This window comes from Brevibacillus sp. AG162 (assembly GCF_006715575.1).
Classification (GTDB): Bacteria; Bacillota; Bacilli; order Brevibacillales; family Brevibacillaceae; genus Brevibacillus; species Brevibacillus brevis.
Window position 1 is genome coordinate 135,360 of sequence record NZ_VFNO01000006.1, and the last position, 18,528, is coordinate 153,887.

Sequence of the window (18,528 nt, forward strand, 5' to 3'; positions counted from 1 at the left end):
CGTCTCGTATTTCTATACGGGCTACTATTCCTCGGACTCACTCCATTTGAACGATCCGTTTACGGCATCTACAGTTGGCCAGCCTTTGCTGGTATCGAGTTTGTAGGCAAGAATGGGAGCATTATGATCACTGGATGTCGGCCAGATGTACGTCAGCTTTATTGGTACATTTTTGGCGAAAATTTCAGCAACCTGCTGGTCTGTTACGGATGGTTTGAGCACAGGATATTTGCGATCCTCTGCGGGAACTGAGACTAGGAACTCTGCGACTTGTCCTTTCCTTGGATCAATAACTACTCCATAGGAATACTCCATGACTGGTATACCGTTTTGTTTCTCGAAAAATAAAAAGCCATACTGCTCGACGGATTTCTTTTCCTCAGTCTTTTGCTTGTTATCCCTATCCGAAAGAACCTTCATAGCCAGTGGATCTTCTGGTTTGATCCGTTCGTACATTTCGACTTGCCATTCGGATTTTTTAGCGTAAGGCTCCAAGAAAGCAATCGCCTTTTGTAACGACTGTTCTTTGGTGAGCGGAGCAGGAAGATTTGGGATATGCGTCCAATATAGATAACCGCCAATCTCTCCCGTCAATTGGTCTACCATTACAGAAGCGTAATTGACTTCAACATAGTTCGCCCAATAATGATTGATTATGCCGTCCTGCTCCTCCTTTCGATAGGTCGGATACGTCTTCTTCGTATCTATTCCAAACAGTCGCTCTAAAATTTGTGTATCCGTTGCATTTTTCTCAATGAATGGCTTTGCCTGGGGCTTCAAGGAAATATTTTTTAGATCAGGAGCATTTAGCTTGCCTTCCCCGTTTTCTTCCCCCCATCCATCAACGATCTGCTCGCCTGTCAGTGCATCAAATATTGGAGATGTTCTTAGCTTATACGCTAATCCAGACTTGCCTTCACTACCTTCCCATACATAACCATACTGGATACGTTCAGGTGTAAAAATCTGCTTCTGGATCGCATCTTTTGTGACAGCTTTTTTCGGGTCAGCAACCTGAACTCCCTTTAAATCGGGTGCTTCAAACGAAACCCCGATTAAATGACCGGCCGTATCCATGTCTACATCTATACCAAAACGTGTTCCTTCTATTTCCAAACCGTTCAACAAAATCGGATAATAGACATTTCGGAATTCACTCGATTCTTCCTGATCTTCCACGAACGTGGACAATTGAGGAGCATTCGCCATACTTCGCTTCTTCGCCCCAAGCAACTCCTCAACGGCTTTATCGGCTTTTTTCAAAATGGCCTCATCTGTTGCTTTTTCTGTCTGGTCCCAAATGATAGTGGCAGCCTCGAAACCAACCATTTCACCGCTATTGCGATCAAAAAGGATATACGCATCCTCGTGTATATTGTCGGGATGATGCATAGTCAAGACCACTTGATTTTCATCTTGCTCGGAAATGAAGACTTCCCTCACCGTCAAACCTTTTAGGGCAGGCTCCAGCTTCTCCAGTGCAGCGACAATCTCTACCGCACGAGCAGGCAGCTTGATTTGGTCTTCGGATGAGGTTTCTGCATTTTTCAAAATCAATTCCGGGCTTGCAGCAAATGCCTGGGCACCCGTTCCCAGCAGCATGGTTGTCACTGCAAAAGCAGCCGTCGCACTTTTCCAATTTTGTGTCATGAACATTTCTCCTAATCAATTATGATGATAGCTACGCATTCTATCTTACCTTTTTTTCCACTATTTAGCATAGCTTACGGCACAAAAAAACAGCACCCTCCCCTTACAGAGAAAGTGCTGTCTTATGTTTGGCCTACAGGCTGTTCAATACTTCCTGAATCAACTTGTTTACCATTCCCGGGTTTGCCTTACCTTTGGTTTGCTTCATGACCTGACCAACAAAGAAAGCAGCTGCTTTTTCGTTTCCGGACTTGAAGTCTGCCACGGCTTGCGGGTTGGAATTGACCGCATCGACGACGATTTGACGCAGAGCGCCTTCATCGCTGATTTGGACGAGTCCTTTTTCTTCGACGATCTGCTTCGGCTCTTTGCCGGTCTCCACCATCTCTTTGAAGACGGTTTTGGCGATTTTGGAGGAGATAGTTCCATCCTCGATCAGCTTGATCATCTCACCCAAGCCTTTTGGTGTCATTTTCACATCAGCAAACACCAGATTGTTGGCGTTAAGGTGTGCCAACAGGTCTACCATCAGCCAGTTCGCTACTGACTTCGGCTCTGCTCCTGTTTTCACAGTCTCATCAAAGAAATCAGCTGTCTCTTTGGAGATCGTAATGACTCCTGCATCATCCTTAGACAAGCCAAACTCGTTCACATAGCGTGCCTGACGAGCATCTGGCAGCTCTGGAATGGTCGCGCGAACCGCTTCAATCCACTCCTCGGAAATTTGCATGCGAACCAGATCCGGGTCTGGGAAGTAACGATAGTCGTGCGCTTCCTCTTTGGAACGCATCGTCAACGTCTTCTTGTTCGCTTCATCCCAACGGCGCGTTTCCTGAACGACCTTGCCACCGGATGAAACTACCTCCGTCTGACGCTGTACCTCGTACTCCAAGCCCATTTGCACGTTACGGAAGGAGTTCATGTTTTTCAGCTCGGCCTTGGTTCCGAATTCTTCTTGACCATACGGGCGAATGGAAACGTTAGCGTCGCAACGCAGGGAGCCTTGTTCCATGCGAACGTCAGATACTTCGGTGTACTGAATGATCGCTTTCAGCTTTTCCAGATACGCACGGGCTTCTTCCGGTGTGCGGATGTCCGGCTCGGAAACGATCTCTACGAGAGGTACCCCGACGCGGTTGAAGTCTACCAGAGACTCTCCGCCAAAATCGCTGTGCGTCAGCTTGCCCGCATCCTCTTCCAAATGCAGACGAGTGATGCCAATGCGCTTCGTCTCACCGTTTACTTCGATGTCGATCCAGCCATTGTAGCCGATTGGCTGGTCAAACTGCGAGATTTGGTACGCTTTTGGCGAGTCTGGATAAAAGTAGTTCTTGCGGTCGAACTTGGTCTCGCGGGAAATCTCGCAGTTGAGGGCGAGTGCTGCTTTCATCGCGAATTCTACCGCTTGCTTGTTCGTTACAGGCAGTACACCTGGATGTCCCAAGCAGATCGGGCATGTATGTGTATTCGGCGGTGCACCAAATTCAGTCGGGCAGCCGCAAAAGATTTTACTGTTGGTCGATAGCTCGGCGTGAACCTCCAAGCCGATGACGGTTTCGTACTTGCTCATGCTCTTACCCCCTCACCCATTCCGGTTTGCGACCGTAGAAGCCTGCGGTTTGTTCATACGCATGGGCTACGCGCAATACGGTGGATTCGTCAAATGCACGTCCTACGATCTGCAAACCGATCGGCAGACCGTTTTTGGAGAATCCGCACGGCACGCTGATTGCTGGCAGACCAGCCAGGTTTACAGGAACGGTACAAATATCCTCCAGATACATTTTCACCGGATCATCTACGTTTTCGCCTACTTTGAAAGCCGTAGAAGGCGTGGTTGGGTGCAGGATGACATCGTAGTCAGCAAAAATGCTGTTGAAGTCCTGAATGATCAGGGTACGCACCTGCTGCGCCTTTTTGTAGTAAGCATCGTAATAACCAGACGAGAGCGCGTAGGTTCCGAGCATGATGCGGCGCTTCACTTCTGGGCCAAAGCCTTGGCTGCGGGATTCCTTGTACAGCTCGATCAGGTTTGCCGCATTGTCTGCACGCACACCATAACGAACGCCATCAAAACGAGCCAGGTTGGACGAAGCTTCAGACGAAGACAAGAGGTAGTAAGCCGGCACTGCATATTCCGTGTGCGGCATAGAAACCTCGCTCCATGTAGCACCCATGCTCTCCAGCTGCTTCAATGCTGCCAGAACCGCATCGCGAACCTCAGGGTCAATCCCTTCTCCGATCAACTCTTTCGGTACCCCGATACGCAGTCCTTTTACATCTCCAGTCAATGCGGACAAGTAATCCGGTACGTCCACATTGGCAGAGGTAGAGTCGTATTCATCATGTCCCGCAATCGCTTGCAGCACATAGGCGGAATCCTCAACGTTTTTCGTCACAGGTCCGATCTGATCCAACGAGGACGCGAACGCAACCAGCCCGAAACGGGAGACACGTCCATACGTAGGCTTCAAGCCGACAACGCCACAAAAAGCAGCAGGCTGACGGATGGAACCGCCTGTATCAGAGCCGAGTGTGAAGTAAAAATGACGCGCAGCCATTGCCGCCGCTGAGCCACCGGAAGAGCCTCCCGGAACGTAGTCGGTGTTCCACGGGTTTTTCGCTGGGAAAAAGCCGGAATTTTCATTGGAGCCGCCCATCGCAAACTCGTCCATGTTCAGCTTCGCAACGATGACGGCATCGGCATCCTTCACCTTTTTGGAAACAGTCCCGTCATGGACCGGATCGTAGTTCGCCAAAAATTTGCTTGCGCAAGTCGTGCGAACGTCTTTTGTAACCAGGTTGTCCTTCAGTCCGGCAGGCAAGCCGTAGAGAAGACCCAGCTCCTCATTTCCCTTGACCAGGCGCTCGTCCAATTGACGGGCATGAGCCAAGGCTCCCTCTTCATCTACATGCAGGACGGATTTGATTTCTCCGTCATGCTCCTTGATGCTGGCGATGGAAGCCTGCACCAGATCCGTTACCGAAATCTCTTTTGCGCGCAGGGCGCTATGTATCTCAGACAATCGCTTGTCAAACAGCGACACAGTGGGTTCCTCCCTTCTCGTTATCCAGTAGGTTATTCGAATACAGCCGGTACTTTAAACTGCCCGTCTTCGTGATCCGGTGCGTTTTTCAGCACGTCCTCACGCGGCAGGGACGGTCTATTTACGTCTTCGCGCATGACATTTTTCACGTCTGTAGCATGGCTGGTTGGCTCAATATTGGATGTATCGAGCTCATTCAGCTTGGCTGCAAAATCAAGAATCGCATTCAGGTCTTTTGTGTACCGCTCCGCTTCTTCCTCAGTGAGCTGCAAACGGGCCAAATTAGCTACGTGTTCTACTTCTTTGCGAGTAATGGCACTCATTCTTTCCACCTCCGAATCGTATCACATAACTTTGATCTTACTTGAAAAGAGCAGGTTCAGTCAATTTTCGCAGGGATTTCGGCATAGAAAACAAAAATGTTTTCGGCAAAAAAATATTGATCGATTATTAACCAGCAAAAACTTTGTCCGGCTGTTGTGGTGGGGAGGAAACAGGAGAAAACGCTCAGCTTCTTGTCCCACCCGCTGGGGGATTCACTGCCCGACTCCATGCAAAAAGCGAAACCGCGTCCAAAGTAGTCCTTTCAGGATGTGTTTCAGAGGTGGACGCTTAAGAGCGTGTTTCGCTTTTTGCATTCCGTCTCGGTCGGTGTACCAAAGATCTTCGCTTTTTTCTCCTGTTTCCTCTACGAGCTTTCCGTGTTTACCGATCTTTTAACGACTTGAAAGATTGAAGAATGTAAGAAGTTACGCCAGAGAAGAATATTTCCAGACGTAGCGACTTGTGGAGGCCTACCTAGCGGAGAAGGGATTTGCGGGCAAAAGAAACGCAACGTGCCCCGACTTCGAAGCAGCTACCACTTTTGCGTTTCCCCGCAAGTCCCTTCGGAGCGGGCAGTCTCACCCCCCAGCAGGACGGAGCCTGGAGCCTAGACTGGAAATATTCTTCTCCCCACCGCAGCTGCCTATTTAGAGAGCTTAAGTTGTTGCTGTAGTGCTGGGGAGGAAACAGGAGAAAACGCTCAGCTTCTAGGTCCACCCGTTGTGGGATTGACTGTCCGGCTCCATGAAAAAAAGCGAAACCCGCGTCCAAAGTCGTCCATTCAGGGGGTATCTCAGAGGTGGACGCTAAAGGCTTGTTTCTCTTTTTTCATTGCGCCTCGGTCAGCGTCCCTAAGATCTTCGCTTTTTTCTCCTGTTTCCTCTACGAGCTTTCCGTGTTTACCGATCTTTTAACGACTTGAAAGATTGAAGAATGTAAGAAGTTTCGCCAGAGAAGAATATTTCCAGACGTAGCGACTTGTGGAGTCCTACCAAGCGGAGAAGGGATTTGCGGGCAAAAGAAACGCAACGTGCCTCCGCGACGAAGCGGCTACCACTTTTGCGTTTCCCCGCAAGTCCCTTCGGAGCGGGCAGTCTCACCCCCCAGCAGGACGGAGCCTGGAGCCTAGACTGGAAATATTCTTCTCCCCACCGCAGCCACTTCTATTAGAAAACTTCATCTCCTAAGAAAAACAAGTCCAAGGCATTTGCCCTGGACTGTGATCTCTTTTGCCGTTTGTTATTCTGGCTTCTTTTTCGCGAGCGCTTGCCCCATCAAGAGAGGTTTGCCTTTTTCAACACCCGCTGCCCATTCGAGCTGATTGGATTCCAAGAGCAAGATGACGGTCGAACCAAATTCGAACCAGCCCAGCTCCGCCCCTTTTTCATAACGAGGTGTCCCAGCAATCTTCTCGTGTGTTTGGCGACCGCGCTTGATGTTCGTCGTAGCTGTGTTGTAGCAGACCTTCACGCTGCCTACAAACAAGGCTCCTACTTTTACCAAAGCTATATCGCCCAAGCTATCTGTTTTGATGTGCGTTACCAAGCGTTCATTGCGGGCAAACAAACGGTCTACGTTTTCAATCCCCAGCTGGTTGACAGGATAGAGTCTGCCAGGCAAATAGCAGTAACAGCTCAAATCGCCCGTTACCGGCATATGAATCCGATGGTAGTCCCTTGGACTCAAATAAATGGTGATAAATTTACCACCGTAGTAGCGCTTGGCCTCTTCCTCCGAACCGCCCAACAGCTCCATCACACTGAACTCTTTTCCCTTTGCTTGAATTAAGGTGCCTTCGCAAATATCACCCAACTGCGAAACGGTTCCATCTACCGGGCTTACAATGGTATCTGGGCCAGGTGCAATCGGTCTCGCTGCGGGCTTCAGGCGGCGGGAAAAAAACTCCTTCAGCGTGCGGTATTCCGAAGCCGGCTTTTCTATGATGGACGTATCAATTTGATAGTGCTTTATGTATCGTTGAATGGCTAATCGACTAAAGGGAGTAGCGGTAATTTTGCCCATAGTCCGTGACATCGCGTTTTGTGGCAAGCGATGGATGAGACCTGGGAGCAGCTTTTTGCCCATAAGAAATGCTCCTTCGTAAAACAACAATACCCTTACTTTACCACTTCTGCTAACAGCCAGTAAACCCCGCACTATTACCAGAGGTTCATCATTTTCTTTGAGAGTCTTGCTATACTATAATCATTCCAAGAAGCCACTTATCAGGAGATATCGGTTATGGTAAAGAAACTCGATATTACTACACTTATCAGTCAGCATGGTGATATCCTAACCAGTCTATTCGATCATATGTCGGACATGTTCTTTCTCATGGCTGTCGAACAAGATTCGGACGGGGCGTATCAGTTTCGCTATGTCTTGATGAATCCATCCGCTATGCACGTTGCCCAATTGAGCGAGGAAGCATACGGAAAAACGTTTGAGGACGTGTATCCTCATGAAAAAGCCAGCTTATTACAGCACATGTACACACAAGCAGTAAAAAGCGGGAGTCCGATCCACTTTACTGCGAATGGTGACATCATTGGCGAATCCATTCTTTCCCCTGTCTACGATAGCAATGGCGTATGTACGCATGTATTTTCCATTACCCGCGATGTTACCGAGCGCACAAACCTGCAGTCGCAATTAGCCTATATGGCTTATCATGATGCGCTTACGGGATTGCCGAACAGGCGCCTCCTCTCCGAAAAGCTCCAGCAAGCTCTACGTGCAGCCCAATCAAAAGAGGAGATGGTCGCTGCCCTCTATTTGGACTGTGACCGCTTTAAAGAAATCAACGATACGTGGGGTCACGACACAGGAGATCTGTTTTTACAAATGCTGGCTACACGCCTCAAGTCGTCCGTTCGAGATGGAGATATCGTCGCGCGTCTGGGGGGAGACGAGTTTGTCATCGTCCTGACCGGCATTCATTCCGAACGCCAGGTTGAAAAAATTGCGAGCCGTATCCTGCTTGCGACGCAAGAGCCTTGGATGATCGAGGACCGGGCCATACCGTTTTCGACAAGCATAGGCATTGCCCTCTACCCGACATCTGCAAGCGAAGCCGAACAACTGTTGAGCAATGCAGACAAAGCACTCTATCAGGCTAAAAAGACAGGGCGCAATCGTTTCTTTTTCTTTGACCCCATTTGATTATTGACTGTAAAACAAAAACACTGCCAAGACGGAGAACAGCAAGCTCACCACATACAGAATGATGACCGTCTGCTTCGTTGACAACCCCCGGGACATGAGCCGATGATGAACATGTCGACGATCCGCTTGGTACATGGGGGAGCCTGCCAAAAGCCGACTGATGATGACCTGTACAGTGTCTATGACGGGCAAGCCTACTGCTAGTACAGTCACGACTAATGAAATGAGTGTAGCCCCTTTCATCGTTCCTTCCAACGAGATCACGCCGAGAGCGAATCCCAAAAACATCGATCCCGCATCACCCATAAAAATTTTCGCCGGATAGAAATTAAAACGTAGAAAAGCGAGTGCAGCACCTGCCAGTGCCACTGCCAATAATGCCGTTAATTCTTGACCTTTGAGCATCGACAAAAAGAACAAGGTCACCGCTGAGATCACGGTAGCACCGGCAGCAAGTCCGTCGACCCCATCCAAAAAATTCACCATATTGATCAAGCCGACGATCCACAGCACGGTCATCAGCAGGGAAACAAGGATCGGAAATGAGATATACGTCCCTTCCTCTCCCCCCAGCCACATCAAATTGATTCCCCGAAAGCGAATATCCATGAGGAATGTCATCGTCGCTACCAGTAACTGCACCATCAGCTTCGGCAGTGCCGGAAATTCTTTTTTCTTCGATTTGTACGTATCGTCTACCCATCCAATGGCTACCAGCATGGTCCCTCCAACTGCCAAAACTGCAACGGTTTTTTGCGCCCCTGCAAAAAAAGTTGACACCAACAAGAGACCGACGAACATCGCCAAACCACCAGATAATGGGATTGGTCTGCTATGTCCCTTTCTCCCCTTTGGCATATCCAGCAGCTTTGTTTTCCAAGCCAGCCAATTTGCTACTGGCATCAACAAATACACAACAAAAAACGAGGAGAGTCCTGACACGATGTAAGTAAACAGCTACCCTCACCTGCTTTGCCCTTCATTTTGTCTTTAGTGTGGACAAAATGGGAACAAAAAAGCCGCCTCTATAAAAGAGACAGCCTTTTTATTGCGTAGCTTACAGTTTTTCGGAAACCATTTTTGCTTGTGTGAAGAGCAGGAGGTAGTCTGGTCCACCCGCTTTGGAGTCTGTACCGGACATGTTGAAGCCTCCGAATGGATGTACACCTACCAAAGCGCCTGTGCACTTGCGGTTGAAGTACAGGTTACCTACGTGGAACTCTTCGCGAGCGCGCTCCAGGTTCTCACGGTTGCGGCTGATAACAGCGCCAGTCAAACCGTACTCGGTGTTGTTCGCGATTTCCATTGCATGATCGAAATCGTTGGCTTTGCAGAACGCTACCACTGGGCCAAAGATCTCTTCTTGCATGATGCGAGCTTGTGGATCTACATCTGCAAACACAGTTGGCATGATGAAGTAGCCGGATTCTGGACCTTTTTCGCCACCTGCAACCAGTTTGCCTTCTGTTTTACCAATCTCGATGTACTCGAGGATTTTGTTGTATGCTTTCTCATCCACCACAGGACCTGTGTAGAAATCGTTGGTTCTGATGTCGCCTACAGTCAGTTGTTTGGTCAGTTCTACTACGCGGCCCAGTACTTGATCGTACACGTCTTGGTGAACGATAGCACGGGAGCAAGCGGAACATTTTTGACCGGAGAAGCCGAATGCAGAAGCCACGATGGACTGTGCAGCCAACTCGATGTCGCAGTCGTTGTCAACCACAATGGAGTCTTTACCGCCCATTTCGGCAACCAGACGCTTCATCCATTTTTGACCTGGACGATGTTTCGCAGCCAGTTCGTTGATACGCAGACCTACGTCACGGGAACCTGTGAAGCTGATGAAACGAGTCAGATTGTGCTCTACGAGGTAATCGCCGATTTCGCCACCGGAACCTGGTACGAAGTTCACAACACCAGCTGGTACGCCAGCGTCTTCGAGGATTTCCATGAATTTCGCAGCGATTACTGGAGTGGTAGAAGCAGGCTTCAATACAACGGTGTTACCCGCTACGAGAGCTGCTGTTGTCATACCAACCATGATCGCAAGAGGGAAGTTCCAAGGCGGGATTACGATACCTACGCCGAGTGGAACGTAGTACAATTCGTTGTCCTCATCCGGGATGCGAGGCAGGTCATGGCGCTGGGACAGCTTATCCATTTGACGGCCATAGTATTCCATGAAGTCGATTGCTTCTGCTGTGTCAGCGTCAGCCTCTGCCCAGCTTTTTCCTGCTTCTTTTACGAGCCATGCAGAGAATTCATGCTTGCGGCGACGCAGGATTGCTGCTGCTTTATACAGATAGCGGGAACGTGCTTGTGCAGGCACCTTTTTCCATGTTTCGAAAGTGCTAGCAGCTGTTTGGATCGCTTTTTCAGCCAGTGCTTGGTCAGCCTGGGAAACAACGCCCACTACTTGTTCTTTATTAGAAGGGTTGAAGGAGCTGGATTTCTTTTCAGTTGTGATGCGTTCTCCGCCGATGATAAGCGCATACTCACGGCCAAGCTCACTTTCTACCTTAGCGAGCGCTTCTTCAAATGCCTTTTTATTTTCTGGCAGACTAAAATTGGTAAACGCCTCGTTTTTGAATTCCACTTGCATCTTGTGACGCCTCCTTATCGATATCTTCCATGTTCGGATCACTCATAAAACATATGCAAGGATCATACCAACAAAACAATTAAAGGCTCGACTCTATTAGTGTTTGCATTTTTACAGAAAAATCACCGATAAGATTCAAGAAGTATTCCGAACACTTTTGTACACACATCGTTCAACGTTTTACATATTTGTTCAATTTACTATCTTTTGTGTACAAAAAAACACCCGACCTCCTCACCTTCTCAGGCGATCATTCGGGTGTTTTATGCTTTTCCTTATTGTCTGTAAATATGCATGTACGGCTCACCACTTGTCGGTCGAATATAGAGCGACAATGGTTTGTTCATCGACTGTACGTACAGGTTTACGTGAACGCTTTTGTCGAAGAGCTGATTAATGCTTCCTGCTGCAAATTGCGTAAACTGCAATACCTCTGTTCTGGAGTCATACTCTGCCGTGGCGGTAATCGTAAGTTCTGTCAGCTTGCCATCCATGAAACGTCCGAGACCCGTCATCCCGATATATTCAGGGAAATAGCCCTTGGATTGGCGCATGAGCTTGTCGTACTGCAACGACTGCTCTGGGTATTTCTGCTCAACCTCTGGACTTGGGAACAGGAAATATTCCTCTTCGATCGGCAGCCACTTGGATACCGCTGCTTCATTCGCCCCTACTGTACCTGACATGATGAAGTGCCCTGGCACCAGAGTAGAATTCGCCTCCGGTACTTGATACATCAAAACCAGGATCGGAACTTCCGGACTGGTTCCACGTACAGACTGCACGATACGAGCTGCAACCTGCTGGCCTTTTGCTTGCAGTTCTTGTGTCGTGTACACCTTGTCCTGACCGGTTGCATCCTGATAGTTCGGCGAAAGAGACAAGCCCAACACCATGCCAGCCAGGCTCTTATCCTTCTTGTTCAGGTAATCATGCTCCAATACGTGCACGAGAATTCCGTTTTTCTTTTTCCCGTTGGCCCCAGCCGTCTTTTCCTGTGCGATCCACTGGGTAACCTGCTCTTTTTTAACCACTTGACCTTCTTGGAAATAATAATCGGACGTCGGGTATGTCTCCCGAGCAAACTCCATCAGCCCTAATTCAAGGTGACTGAAATCGATGCGATATTTCGTACCAGCAAGCATTCCTCGTGTCTGATTCGGCTGGTACGGGGTAATGCTGCCGTAGTAATCCTCGGATACTTCCACTACCTCCGACAAGGACGGTGTAGTAGGCTCAGGAGCTTTGTCCTTGCCCCCAGGTATCAACGAGCAGCCAGTCAATGCCATCACAAGAAGTAAAGCTGTCAAGAACCTGCATCCTGTCAAAAACTTCACTTTCATAGATTACTCCTTTTCATATCCGAAAGTGGGCGATGTACAAATCATTCATTCCACTTGATCCATCGATTGTCTTCGAGCTTGTAGATCAATGCCGATTCGCCAATTCCCACCCATTTTGTATCCTCGCCACCTGAAGCAATGACAATCAGCTTTTCCGGTGAGCGAGCATCGAGCAAACGCCATTCGCCCTTGATTTTCTCATAGATACCTTGTTCGGTTGCGACAGCGAGAGTGCCAGTTCGTCTGTTAATGGCGAGCGAATAGATCTGCTGTGCTCCGGGAATCTCCTCTGTCTTCCACTGCCCCTCTTCATTATAGAGCAAGCTGAATTGGGCCGCTACATAGAGACGGTCTTGTTCTGGATCAAAGTCCATAGCAAATACTTCCTGATCCATCGGCTGCCACAGGCTCCATGATTGGGCTTCGTCCGTCGATTGATAAATACCTTCACCCGAGACAAAGGCAAACAGACGTACTTCGTCTCCTTGGCGGCTGCCTACAAAGCTGCTGATATTTGCAGGCTCTGGCAGCCCATTGTTGACAGAAGTCCACTTTTTGCCGCCATCTGTTGAATGAAGAACCCCATCAATCCCGCCGACAAATATTTGCTTTGGATCATCCGGGTCTACAAACCAACCTTCAATCGCATACTGCTCTAAATCTGTCGAGAGAGATCCCCACGTTCCACCGGCAGCCGAGCTATACAGCCCTGAGTTGGTACCAACCCATATTTGACGAGCATCATCGGTCATCATCAGATTGTGAATGGTCGCTCCCAGTTCCAATACGTCCTGATAGGTCAAGTTCCCTTGTAGAGCAGCAGCTGTAACTGTTGGAGGATTCGTATCGATTTGTTTACTGCCGGTACTGCTGGTACTTCCACAGCCAACCAATTGCAGCATGGCTATTACACCGATTCCCCATTTCAGGAAGCTATTCATGCTCTTCACGTCCCTTCCCTTACTCATCCGTTGTCGCCACCGTTTTCTTAGGCGTTGCTCTCCAATACTTGCAGGAAGCCTGCTTCGTCCATAACAGCCACACCTAGTTTTTCTGCCTTCACCAGCTTGGAGCCGGCTTTTTCGCCTGCAATCACCAAGTCTGTCTTCTTGCTGACGCTGCCTGTTACCTTGCCACCCAAGCGCGCAATCGCTTCCTCTGCCTCCTGCCGCGACATTTGCGTCAGCGTGCCGGTCAACACGATTGTTTTGCCTGAGAATGGCAGGTCTGCGCCACTTTCAATGCGGATTCCTTTGTACGCCATGTTCACTCCGGCCGCTCGCAGTCTCTCAATAACTGCCTGTGCCTGCGGCTGTGCGAAGTAGTTCACGAGACTCGCAGCCATTTTCGGCCCGATCTCATCGATTTGCGTAATCTCTTCTTCGGATGCCTGCATAATGGCATCGATATTGCCAAAATGCTCCGCGAGAACACGTGCCGCCTTGGCTCCGACCAAGCGAATGCCAAGACCAAACAATACGCGCTCCAGCGAGTTCTCCTTGCTCGCTTCAATAGCCGCAAGCAAATTATCTACGGACTTTTCACCCATGCGCTCCATGCCCAGTAGAACATCGCGCTGCTGGTGCAAATAATACAGGTCAGCGACACTGTGGATAATACCGTCGCGATACAGTTGGGCCACAACTTTTTCTCCCAAGCCGTCAATGTTCATGGCCGTGCGGGACACGAAATGAATCATGCCTTCACGGATCAGTGCCGGACACATTGGATTGATGCAGCGCAGAGCCACTTCTTCCTCTAAGCGTACCAGCTCACTCCCACATTCGGGGCAATGCGTTGGCATGGCAAACGGTACTTCATTTCCTGTACGACGCTCTGGCAAGACCGCGATAATCTCCGGGATAATGTCCCCTGCTTTTTTGACGACAACATGATCGCCGATAAGGAGGCCTTTTTCCCGAATAATGTCTTCGTTGTGCAAGGAAGCACGCTTTACGGTCGTACCTGCCAAACTGACTGGCTTCAATAGAGCAGTCGGGGTGACATTCCCTGTACGCCCCACAGATACTTCGATACCTTCGAGAATCGTAACCGCTTCTTCGGCAGGGAACTTGTATGCGATGGCCCAACGCGGACTTTTCGCAGTAAATCCAAGCTCCTCCTGCTGAGCGTAACTGTCGACCTTGATCACCATGCCGTCGATTTCATAAGGCAAATGAGGACGCTTTTCTGTCCAGCCCGCAATAAAAGCGAGCAGTTCATCGACGTCGTCAAATACACGTCGCTCCTGATTCACCATGAAGCCGAGCGTCTCCAGCAAATCAAGCCCTTCACTGTGCGATTCCACTGTCTCCCCTTGCAAATCGCCAATGCCGTAAATAAACGTATCCAGTTGACGGGATGCGGCAATCTTCGGATCGAGCTGTCGGAGCGAACCTGCTGCGGAATTGCGCGGATTGGCAAATAACGCTTCCCCACGCTCCTCGCGCTCTTTGTTCAGCTTTTCAAATGCTCCTTTGGACATGTAAGCCTCACCGCGAACCTCAAGGGTTACCGGCTTTGTAAGCCGCAAAGGAATGGAACGAATCGTTTTCAGGTTTTGTGTGATGTCTTCGCCTGTTGTTCCGTCTCCACGTGTAGCCCCGCGGACGAACAGCCCATTTTCATAATGAAGCGACACGGCCAGACCATCAATTTTCAGTTCTGCTACATATCGGACAGCCTGACTGCCAACAGCCTGACGTACCCGGCGGTCAAAATCCCTGATGTCCTCCTCATTAAAGGCGTTGCCGAGACTGAGCATCGGTGTCTTATGAACGACCTTTTCAAAGAAGGGCAGTGGTTCTCCCCCTACACGCAAGGAAGGAGAATCAGGCGACTGCAAATCAGGGAAGCTGGTTTCAAGCTCCTTTAGCTCCCGCATCAATTGATCGTATTCCTGGTCAGAAATCTCAGGTCGATCCTCTTCATGGTAAAGACGATTATGCCGCTCAATTCGTTTCGCTAATTCTTTAATTTTTGTTTCCGCCGTCAATCGATCCATTTCGTTCATCCTTTACTTTTGCGATTGGCCTGTATTTGCACACTATCCTTTTTGAATAGGGGCGAACTTCGCTAATAGCTTTTTAATGCCAGTCGGGCTTGGGAAAGCAATGTCGAGCTCCATGTCGTCGCCCGTTCCTTTTACTTTGACGACCGTACCGTTGCCCCATTTGCCATGTGCCACTCTGTCGCCAACCTTCCAATCAACGCCTGCTCCTTGACCGTGTCCAGGCAGTTTTTCACCCGCCGGACGGGTAAACGTAGCAGGTGTGCTACTTGCGGTTCGTTGACCCTGTCCAAATTTCGGAGCAGAGCCTGCTTGTGAGGATGACGCTCCAAACGGTCTCGCTCCCGTGTCACGTCCGAATGCACTGCCATCACGCTGTCCAAATGCACTGCTGCGTCCACCGCCGAAGCCCCGGTCCGCTGTCGCTGGATTTCCTTCCAACAGCTCTGCCGGAATTTCTTGCAGGAAGCGAGACGGCGCATTCACATTCGTACGTCCAAACAACGTCCGCATACGGGCACATGTCATGTACAGACGTTCCTCTGCCCGTGTAATTCCCACGTAAGCCAGACGGCGCTCTTCCTCCATCTCAGCATCGTCAAACAAAGAGCGGCTATGCGGGAAGACACCTTCCTCGCAACCAACCAGGAACACGACAGGGAACTCCAGACCTTTGGCGCTGTGCAAGGTCATTAATACAACCTGCCCCTCTGCCGATACTTCTTCCTGGGCACCGTCATCTCCCAAGGAATCGATGTCTGCCACCAGCGCGAGGTCGGTCAGGAAGGCTAGCAAGCTCTTGTCTTCATTTTTGCGCTCGAACTCCTGCGTAACAGACAGGAACTCCTCGATATTCTCCAGACGCGCCTGTGCTTCCAGCGTCTTTTCTTCTTTTAAAGAATCGCGGTATCCAGAGCGCTTCAGCACTTCTTCCACCAGCTCAGTCACACTCAAGTAATCGGTCATTTGCATCAAATTCGAGATGAGATCATTAAAGGACAGGATCGCATTCGTCGTACGTGAAGGCAGCCCCATATAAGCCGTCTCCTGAATCGCTTGGAAAAGGGACTGACCATTTGCGTTCGCATACGCTTGTAGCTTGTCTACCGTCGTATCCCCGATATTACGCTTCGGTACGTTGATGATTCGCTGCAAGCTGATATCGTCATCCGGATTGGAGATCAGACGCAAATAAGCCAAGATGTCCTTGATCTCTTTGCGATCGTAGAACTTGGTTCCGCCGACGATGGTGTACGGCATGTTCGATTTGATGAAAACTTCCTCGACCACACGAGACTGTGCATTCGTCCGATACAGAATCGCGAATTTGTCGTAGCGCTTGTACTGTGCCATCTGCTTGCGAATCGTATCGACGATAAAATACGCCTCGTCGTGCTCGGAATCCCCCTGGAAGCACATGATCTTGTCGCCGCCCGGATTCTCTGTCCAGAGCTTCTTTTCCTTGCGCAGCTTGTTGTTGGCAATGACCTGGTTCGCCGCCTGCAAAATCGTTTTGGTAGAGCGATAGTTTTGCTCGAGCTTGATGAGCTTGGCTTCGGGATAGTCTTTTTCAAAGTTTAAAATGATCGAGATGTCGGCACCGCGCCATTTATAAATACTTTGGTCAGCATCCCCCACGCAGCATACATTTCGATGCTTGTCTGCCAGCATGGAAATCAAAAGGTATTGCGCCCGGTTTGTATCCTGATACTCGTCAACGTGTATGTAACGGAATTTCTTTTGATAAAACTCCAATACTTCCGGCACTTCTTTAAACAGACGAACCGTCGTCATGATCAGATCGTCGAAGTCCAGTGATTGGTTGCTTCTCAGCTTTTTCTGATAAGCCGTGTAAACCTTGGCTGCCACTTGTGCAAATGGATCGCCCGCAAGACGCGTATAGGTTTCTGGATCGGTCAGCTCGTTTTTCGCTCCGCTGATCGCAGCCAAAATCGAACGCGGCTCATACTGCTTCGGATCGATGTTCAATTCTTTTAAACATTGCTTGACGACAGACAACTGGTCACCAGCATCCAAAATGGAAAAGCTGCGATTGATGCCGAGTCGGTCGATATCCCTGCGCAAAATCCGCACACACAAGGAGTGAAACGTCGACAGCCATGCATCCTGCGCTGCGGCTCCGCCAATAATGGCAGCCACACGGTTTTGCATCTCCCTCGCTGCTTTGTTGGTGAAGGTGATCGCCAAAATGCTCCAAGGTGCTACCTGTTTGGCACTGATCAGGTATGCGATACGCTGTGTCAGTACCTTGGTCTTGCCGCTACCCGCACCGGCCAAAATCAAGACGGGGCCTTCTGTTGTAAGGACTGCTTCCCGCTGCTCCGGGTTCAGACCTGCTGTGATACGATCTGCAAAAGACATATGTATAAATCCACCTTTCCACGTTCCCTAGACGAAAGCATATGTTCCTATTTTCGCACAGATCGCAGTGGAGTTCCAGTTCGTATCCCGAACAGGAAACATCATCCTTTCGGCAGCAATGGCTCGTACATCAAATAAGCCTGATTCTGCGTCAGCCATTCTTGCTCCACCCATTCTCCTTCCAGCGTATAAACATCACGATACAATTCATTTTTTCGTTCATACCCTCCCCAAATCGAAGGCTGAATCTCATGTTCTTTCTCGATAATGACATACGTCCGTGTCGGTGGCATGTCTGAACGCCATTCCCCTACCAAATGTGTATCGGTCAGGTAGACATGCAGTTGAAAGGGCTGTTGCGTCCGGTTGGCGATTTGCAAATCCAGATAATTATAGAAACAAGTCGCTCCACTTCCGAACGGCTGTGTCCGATTCGAATCGGGAAAAACATCGTAGCTATGACGATGCCGTTCCGTCACTGTCAATGGCGTATGCAAGGTCATCCAGTACAGCAGATTCGAGAGCTGACAAAGCCCTCCGCCAACTCCGGCCGTAACGCGTCCCTGCGAGAGCAGCATGCCCTCTACATAGCCTTTGCTACGGGTCGGCTTGCCAATCTGCTTCCAGTACGAAAAGGTTTCCCCAGGGTGGATGAGCAATCCGTTCAGTCGTGCAATCGCCAGGCGCAAATTGATCACTTTGTTGTGCTGCATCCACATCTCCACGTTCTGCAATGGGCGTAACAAAATCGTTTGATGTGAATAATGGACATTACGCAACAAATCGCTTCTTTTCTCATGAGCGAACCTCGTTTGACCAAATGTCCATTGTACATACCTTTTCCAACGAAAATATGTCATGCCTGCTGCTAAACGCCACTTCCCCCGTACAATCGGTTTCATTTATGCACCCCGACTTCCTGATTATTACAATAGACGCAGGAATTTGGTAGGAAGTTGCGGTCGAATACGGGAGATCCCCTCACTTCTTACACTTTTGTAA

13 protein-coding genes are annotated in these 18,528 nt (G+C 49.5%); 1 reads left to right on the forward strand and 12 read right to left on the reverse strand.

Annotated features, from left to right (window positions below):
- Nucleotides 1-24 precede the first annotated feature (24 nt).
- The 5 genes from FB479_RS19260 to asd form a co-directional block, all read right to left on the reverse strand.
- Nucleotides 25-1,650, reverse strand: coding sequence for a hypothetical protein (locus tag FB479_RS19260; RefSeq protein WP_142066383.1), 1,626 nt, complete (start codon nucleotides 1,648-1,650; stop codon nucleotides 25-27).
- A gap of 133 nt (nucleotides 1,651-1,783) precedes the next feature.
- Nucleotides 1,784-3,220 (reverse strand): Asp-tRNA(Asn)/Glu-tRNA(Gln) amidotransferase subunit GatB, encoded by a 1,437-nt coding sequence (gatB, locus tag FB479_RS19265; protein WP_016741203.1) that lies wholly within the window; start codon nucleotides 3,218-3,220, stop codon nucleotides 1,784-1,786.
- Nucleotides 3,221-3,224: 4 nt separating this feature from the next.
- Nucleotides 3,225-4,697 (reverse strand): Asp-tRNA(Asn)/Glu-tRNA(Gln) amidotransferase subunit GatA, encoded by a 1,473-nt coding sequence (gene gatA / locus FB479_RS19270; protein WP_047072225.1) that lies wholly within the window; start codon nucleotides 4,695-4,697, stop codon nucleotides 3,225-3,227.
- A gap of 32 nt (nucleotides 4,698-4,729) precedes the next feature.
- The gene (gatC, locus tag FB479_RS19275) at nucleotides 4,730-5,020 is read right to left on the reverse strand and encodes an Asp-tRNA(Asn)/Glu-tRNA(Gln) amidotransferase subunit GatC (RefSeq protein ID WP_007717539.1); all 291 of its coding nucleotides are present in this window, start codon (nucleotides 5,018-5,020) and stop codon (nucleotides 4,730-4,732) included.
- A 1,240-nt stretch (nucleotides 5,021-6,260) separates the two neighbouring features.
- Nucleotides 6,261-7,106 (reverse strand): archaetidylserine decarboxylase, encoded by an 846-nt coding sequence (asd, locus tag FB479_RS19280; RefSeq protein ID WP_142066384.1) that lies wholly within the window; start codon nucleotides 7,104-7,106, stop codon nucleotides 6,261-6,263.
- 156 nt (nucleotides 7,107-7,262) lie between these two features.
- Between asd and FB479_RS19285 the strand changes: the two genes are divergently transcribed.
- Complete coding sequence (locus FB479_RS19285; protein ID WP_142066385.1) at nucleotides 7,263-8,183, forward strand: diguanylate cyclase domain-containing protein; 921 nt, start codon at nucleotides 7,263-7,265, stop codon at nucleotides 8,181-8,183.
- On the opposite strand, the gene FB479_RS19290 is transcribed toward FB479_RS19285, so the two are convergent.
- The 7 genes from FB479_RS19290 to FB479_RS19320 form a co-directional block, all read right to left on the reverse strand.
- Complete coding sequence (locus FB479_RS19290) at nucleotides 8,184-8,987, reverse strand: MraY family glycosyltransferase (protein WP_142066493.1); 804 nt, start codon at nucleotides 8,985-8,987, stop codon at nucleotides 8,184-8,186.
- A gap of 256 nt (nucleotides 8,988-9,243) precedes the next feature.
- Nucleotides 9,244-10,791, reverse strand: coding sequence for an L-glutamate gamma-semialdehyde dehydrogenase (gene pruA / locus FB479_RS19295; protein ID WP_142066386.1), 1,548 nt, complete (start codon nucleotides 10,789-10,791; stop codon nucleotides 9,244-9,246).
- Between the two features lie 275 nt (nucleotides 10,792-11,066).
- Nucleotides 11,067-12,134, reverse strand: coding sequence for a CamS family sex pheromone protein (locus tag FB479_RS19300; RefSeq protein ID WP_142066387.1), 1,068 nt, complete (start codon nucleotides 12,132-12,134; stop codon nucleotides 11,067-11,069).
- 41 nt (nucleotides 12,135-12,175) lie between these two features.
- Nucleotides 12,176-13,102: a WD40/YVTN/BNR-like repeat-containing protein gene (locus FB479_RS19305; RefSeq protein ID WP_142066388.1), complete on the reverse strand. Its 927-nt coding sequence runs from the start codon at nucleotides 13,100-13,102 to the stop codon at nucleotides 12,176-12,178.
- 20 nt (nucleotides 13,103-13,122) lie between these two features.
- Nucleotides 13,123-15,138, reverse strand: coding sequence for an NAD-dependent DNA ligase LigA (ligA, locus tag FB479_RS19310; RefSeq protein WP_142066389.1), 2,016 nt, complete (start codon nucleotides 15,136-15,138; stop codon nucleotides 13,123-13,125).
- Nucleotides 15,139-15,180: 42 nt separating this feature from the next.
- Nucleotides 15,181-17,526, reverse strand: a complete 2,346-nt coding sequence (pcrA, locus tag FB479_RS19315) for a DNA helicase PcrA (protein WP_142066390.1) — start codon at nucleotides 17,524-17,526, stop codon at nucleotides 15,181-15,183.
- A gap of 101 nt (nucleotides 17,527-17,627) precedes the next feature.
- Nucleotides 17,628-18,428, reverse strand: a complete 801-nt coding sequence (locus tag FB479_RS19320; protein ID WP_142066391.1) for a VanW family protein — start codon at nucleotides 18,426-18,428, stop codon at nucleotides 17,628-17,630.
- Nucleotides 18,429-18,528 lie beyond the last annotated feature (100 nt).

Excerpts from the sequence above, each read along its gene's own strand:
- FB479_RS19260 (WP_142066383.1), bottom strand. The coding sequence starts at position 1,650 with ATGACACAAAATTGGAAAAGTGCGACGGCTGCTTTTGCAGTGACAACC.
- gatB (WP_016741203.1), bottom strand. The coding sequence starts at position 3,220 with ATGAGCAAGTACGAAACCGTCATCGGCTTGGAGGTTCACGCCGAGCTA.
- gatC (WP_007717539.1), bottom strand. The coding sequence starts at position 5,020 with ATGAGTGCCATTACTCGCAAAGAAGTAGAACACGTAGCTAATTTGGCC.
- asd (WP_142066384.1), bottom strand. The coding sequence starts at position 7,106 with ATGGGCAAAAAGCTGCTCCCAGGTCTCATCCATCGCTTGCCACAAAAC.
- FB479_RS19285 (WP_142066385.1), top strand. The coding sequence starts at position 7,263 with ATGGTAAAGAAACTCGATATTACTACACTTATCAGTCAGCATGGTGAT.
- FB479_RS19290 (WP_142066493.1), bottom strand. The coding sequence starts at position 8,987 with ATGTTCGTCGGTCTCTTGTTGGTGTCAACTTTTTTTGCAGGGGCGCAA.
- pruA (WP_142066386.1), bottom strand. The coding sequence starts at position 10,791 with ATGCAAGTGGAATTCAAAAACGAGGCGTTTACCAATTTTAGTCTGCCA.
- FB479_RS19300 (WP_142066387.1), bottom strand. The coding sequence starts at position 12,134 with ATGAAAGTGAAGTTTTTGACAGGATGCAGGTTCTTGACAGCTTTACTT.
- FB479_RS19305 (WP_142066388.1), bottom strand. The coding sequence starts at position 13,102 with ATGAGTAAGGGAAGGGACGTGAAGAGCATGAATAGCTTCCTGAAATGG.
- ligA (WP_142066389.1), bottom strand. The coding sequence starts at position 15,138 with ATGGATCGATTGACGGCGGAAACAAAAATTAAAGAATTAGCGAAACGA.
- pcrA (WP_142066390.1), bottom strand. The coding sequence starts at position 17,526 with ATGTCTTTTGCAGATCGTATCACAGCAGGTCTGAACCCGGAGCAGCGG.
- FB479_RS19320 (WP_142066391.1), bottom strand. The coding sequence starts at position 18,428 with ATGAAACCGATTGTACGGGGGAAGTGGCGTTTAGCAGCAGGCATGACA.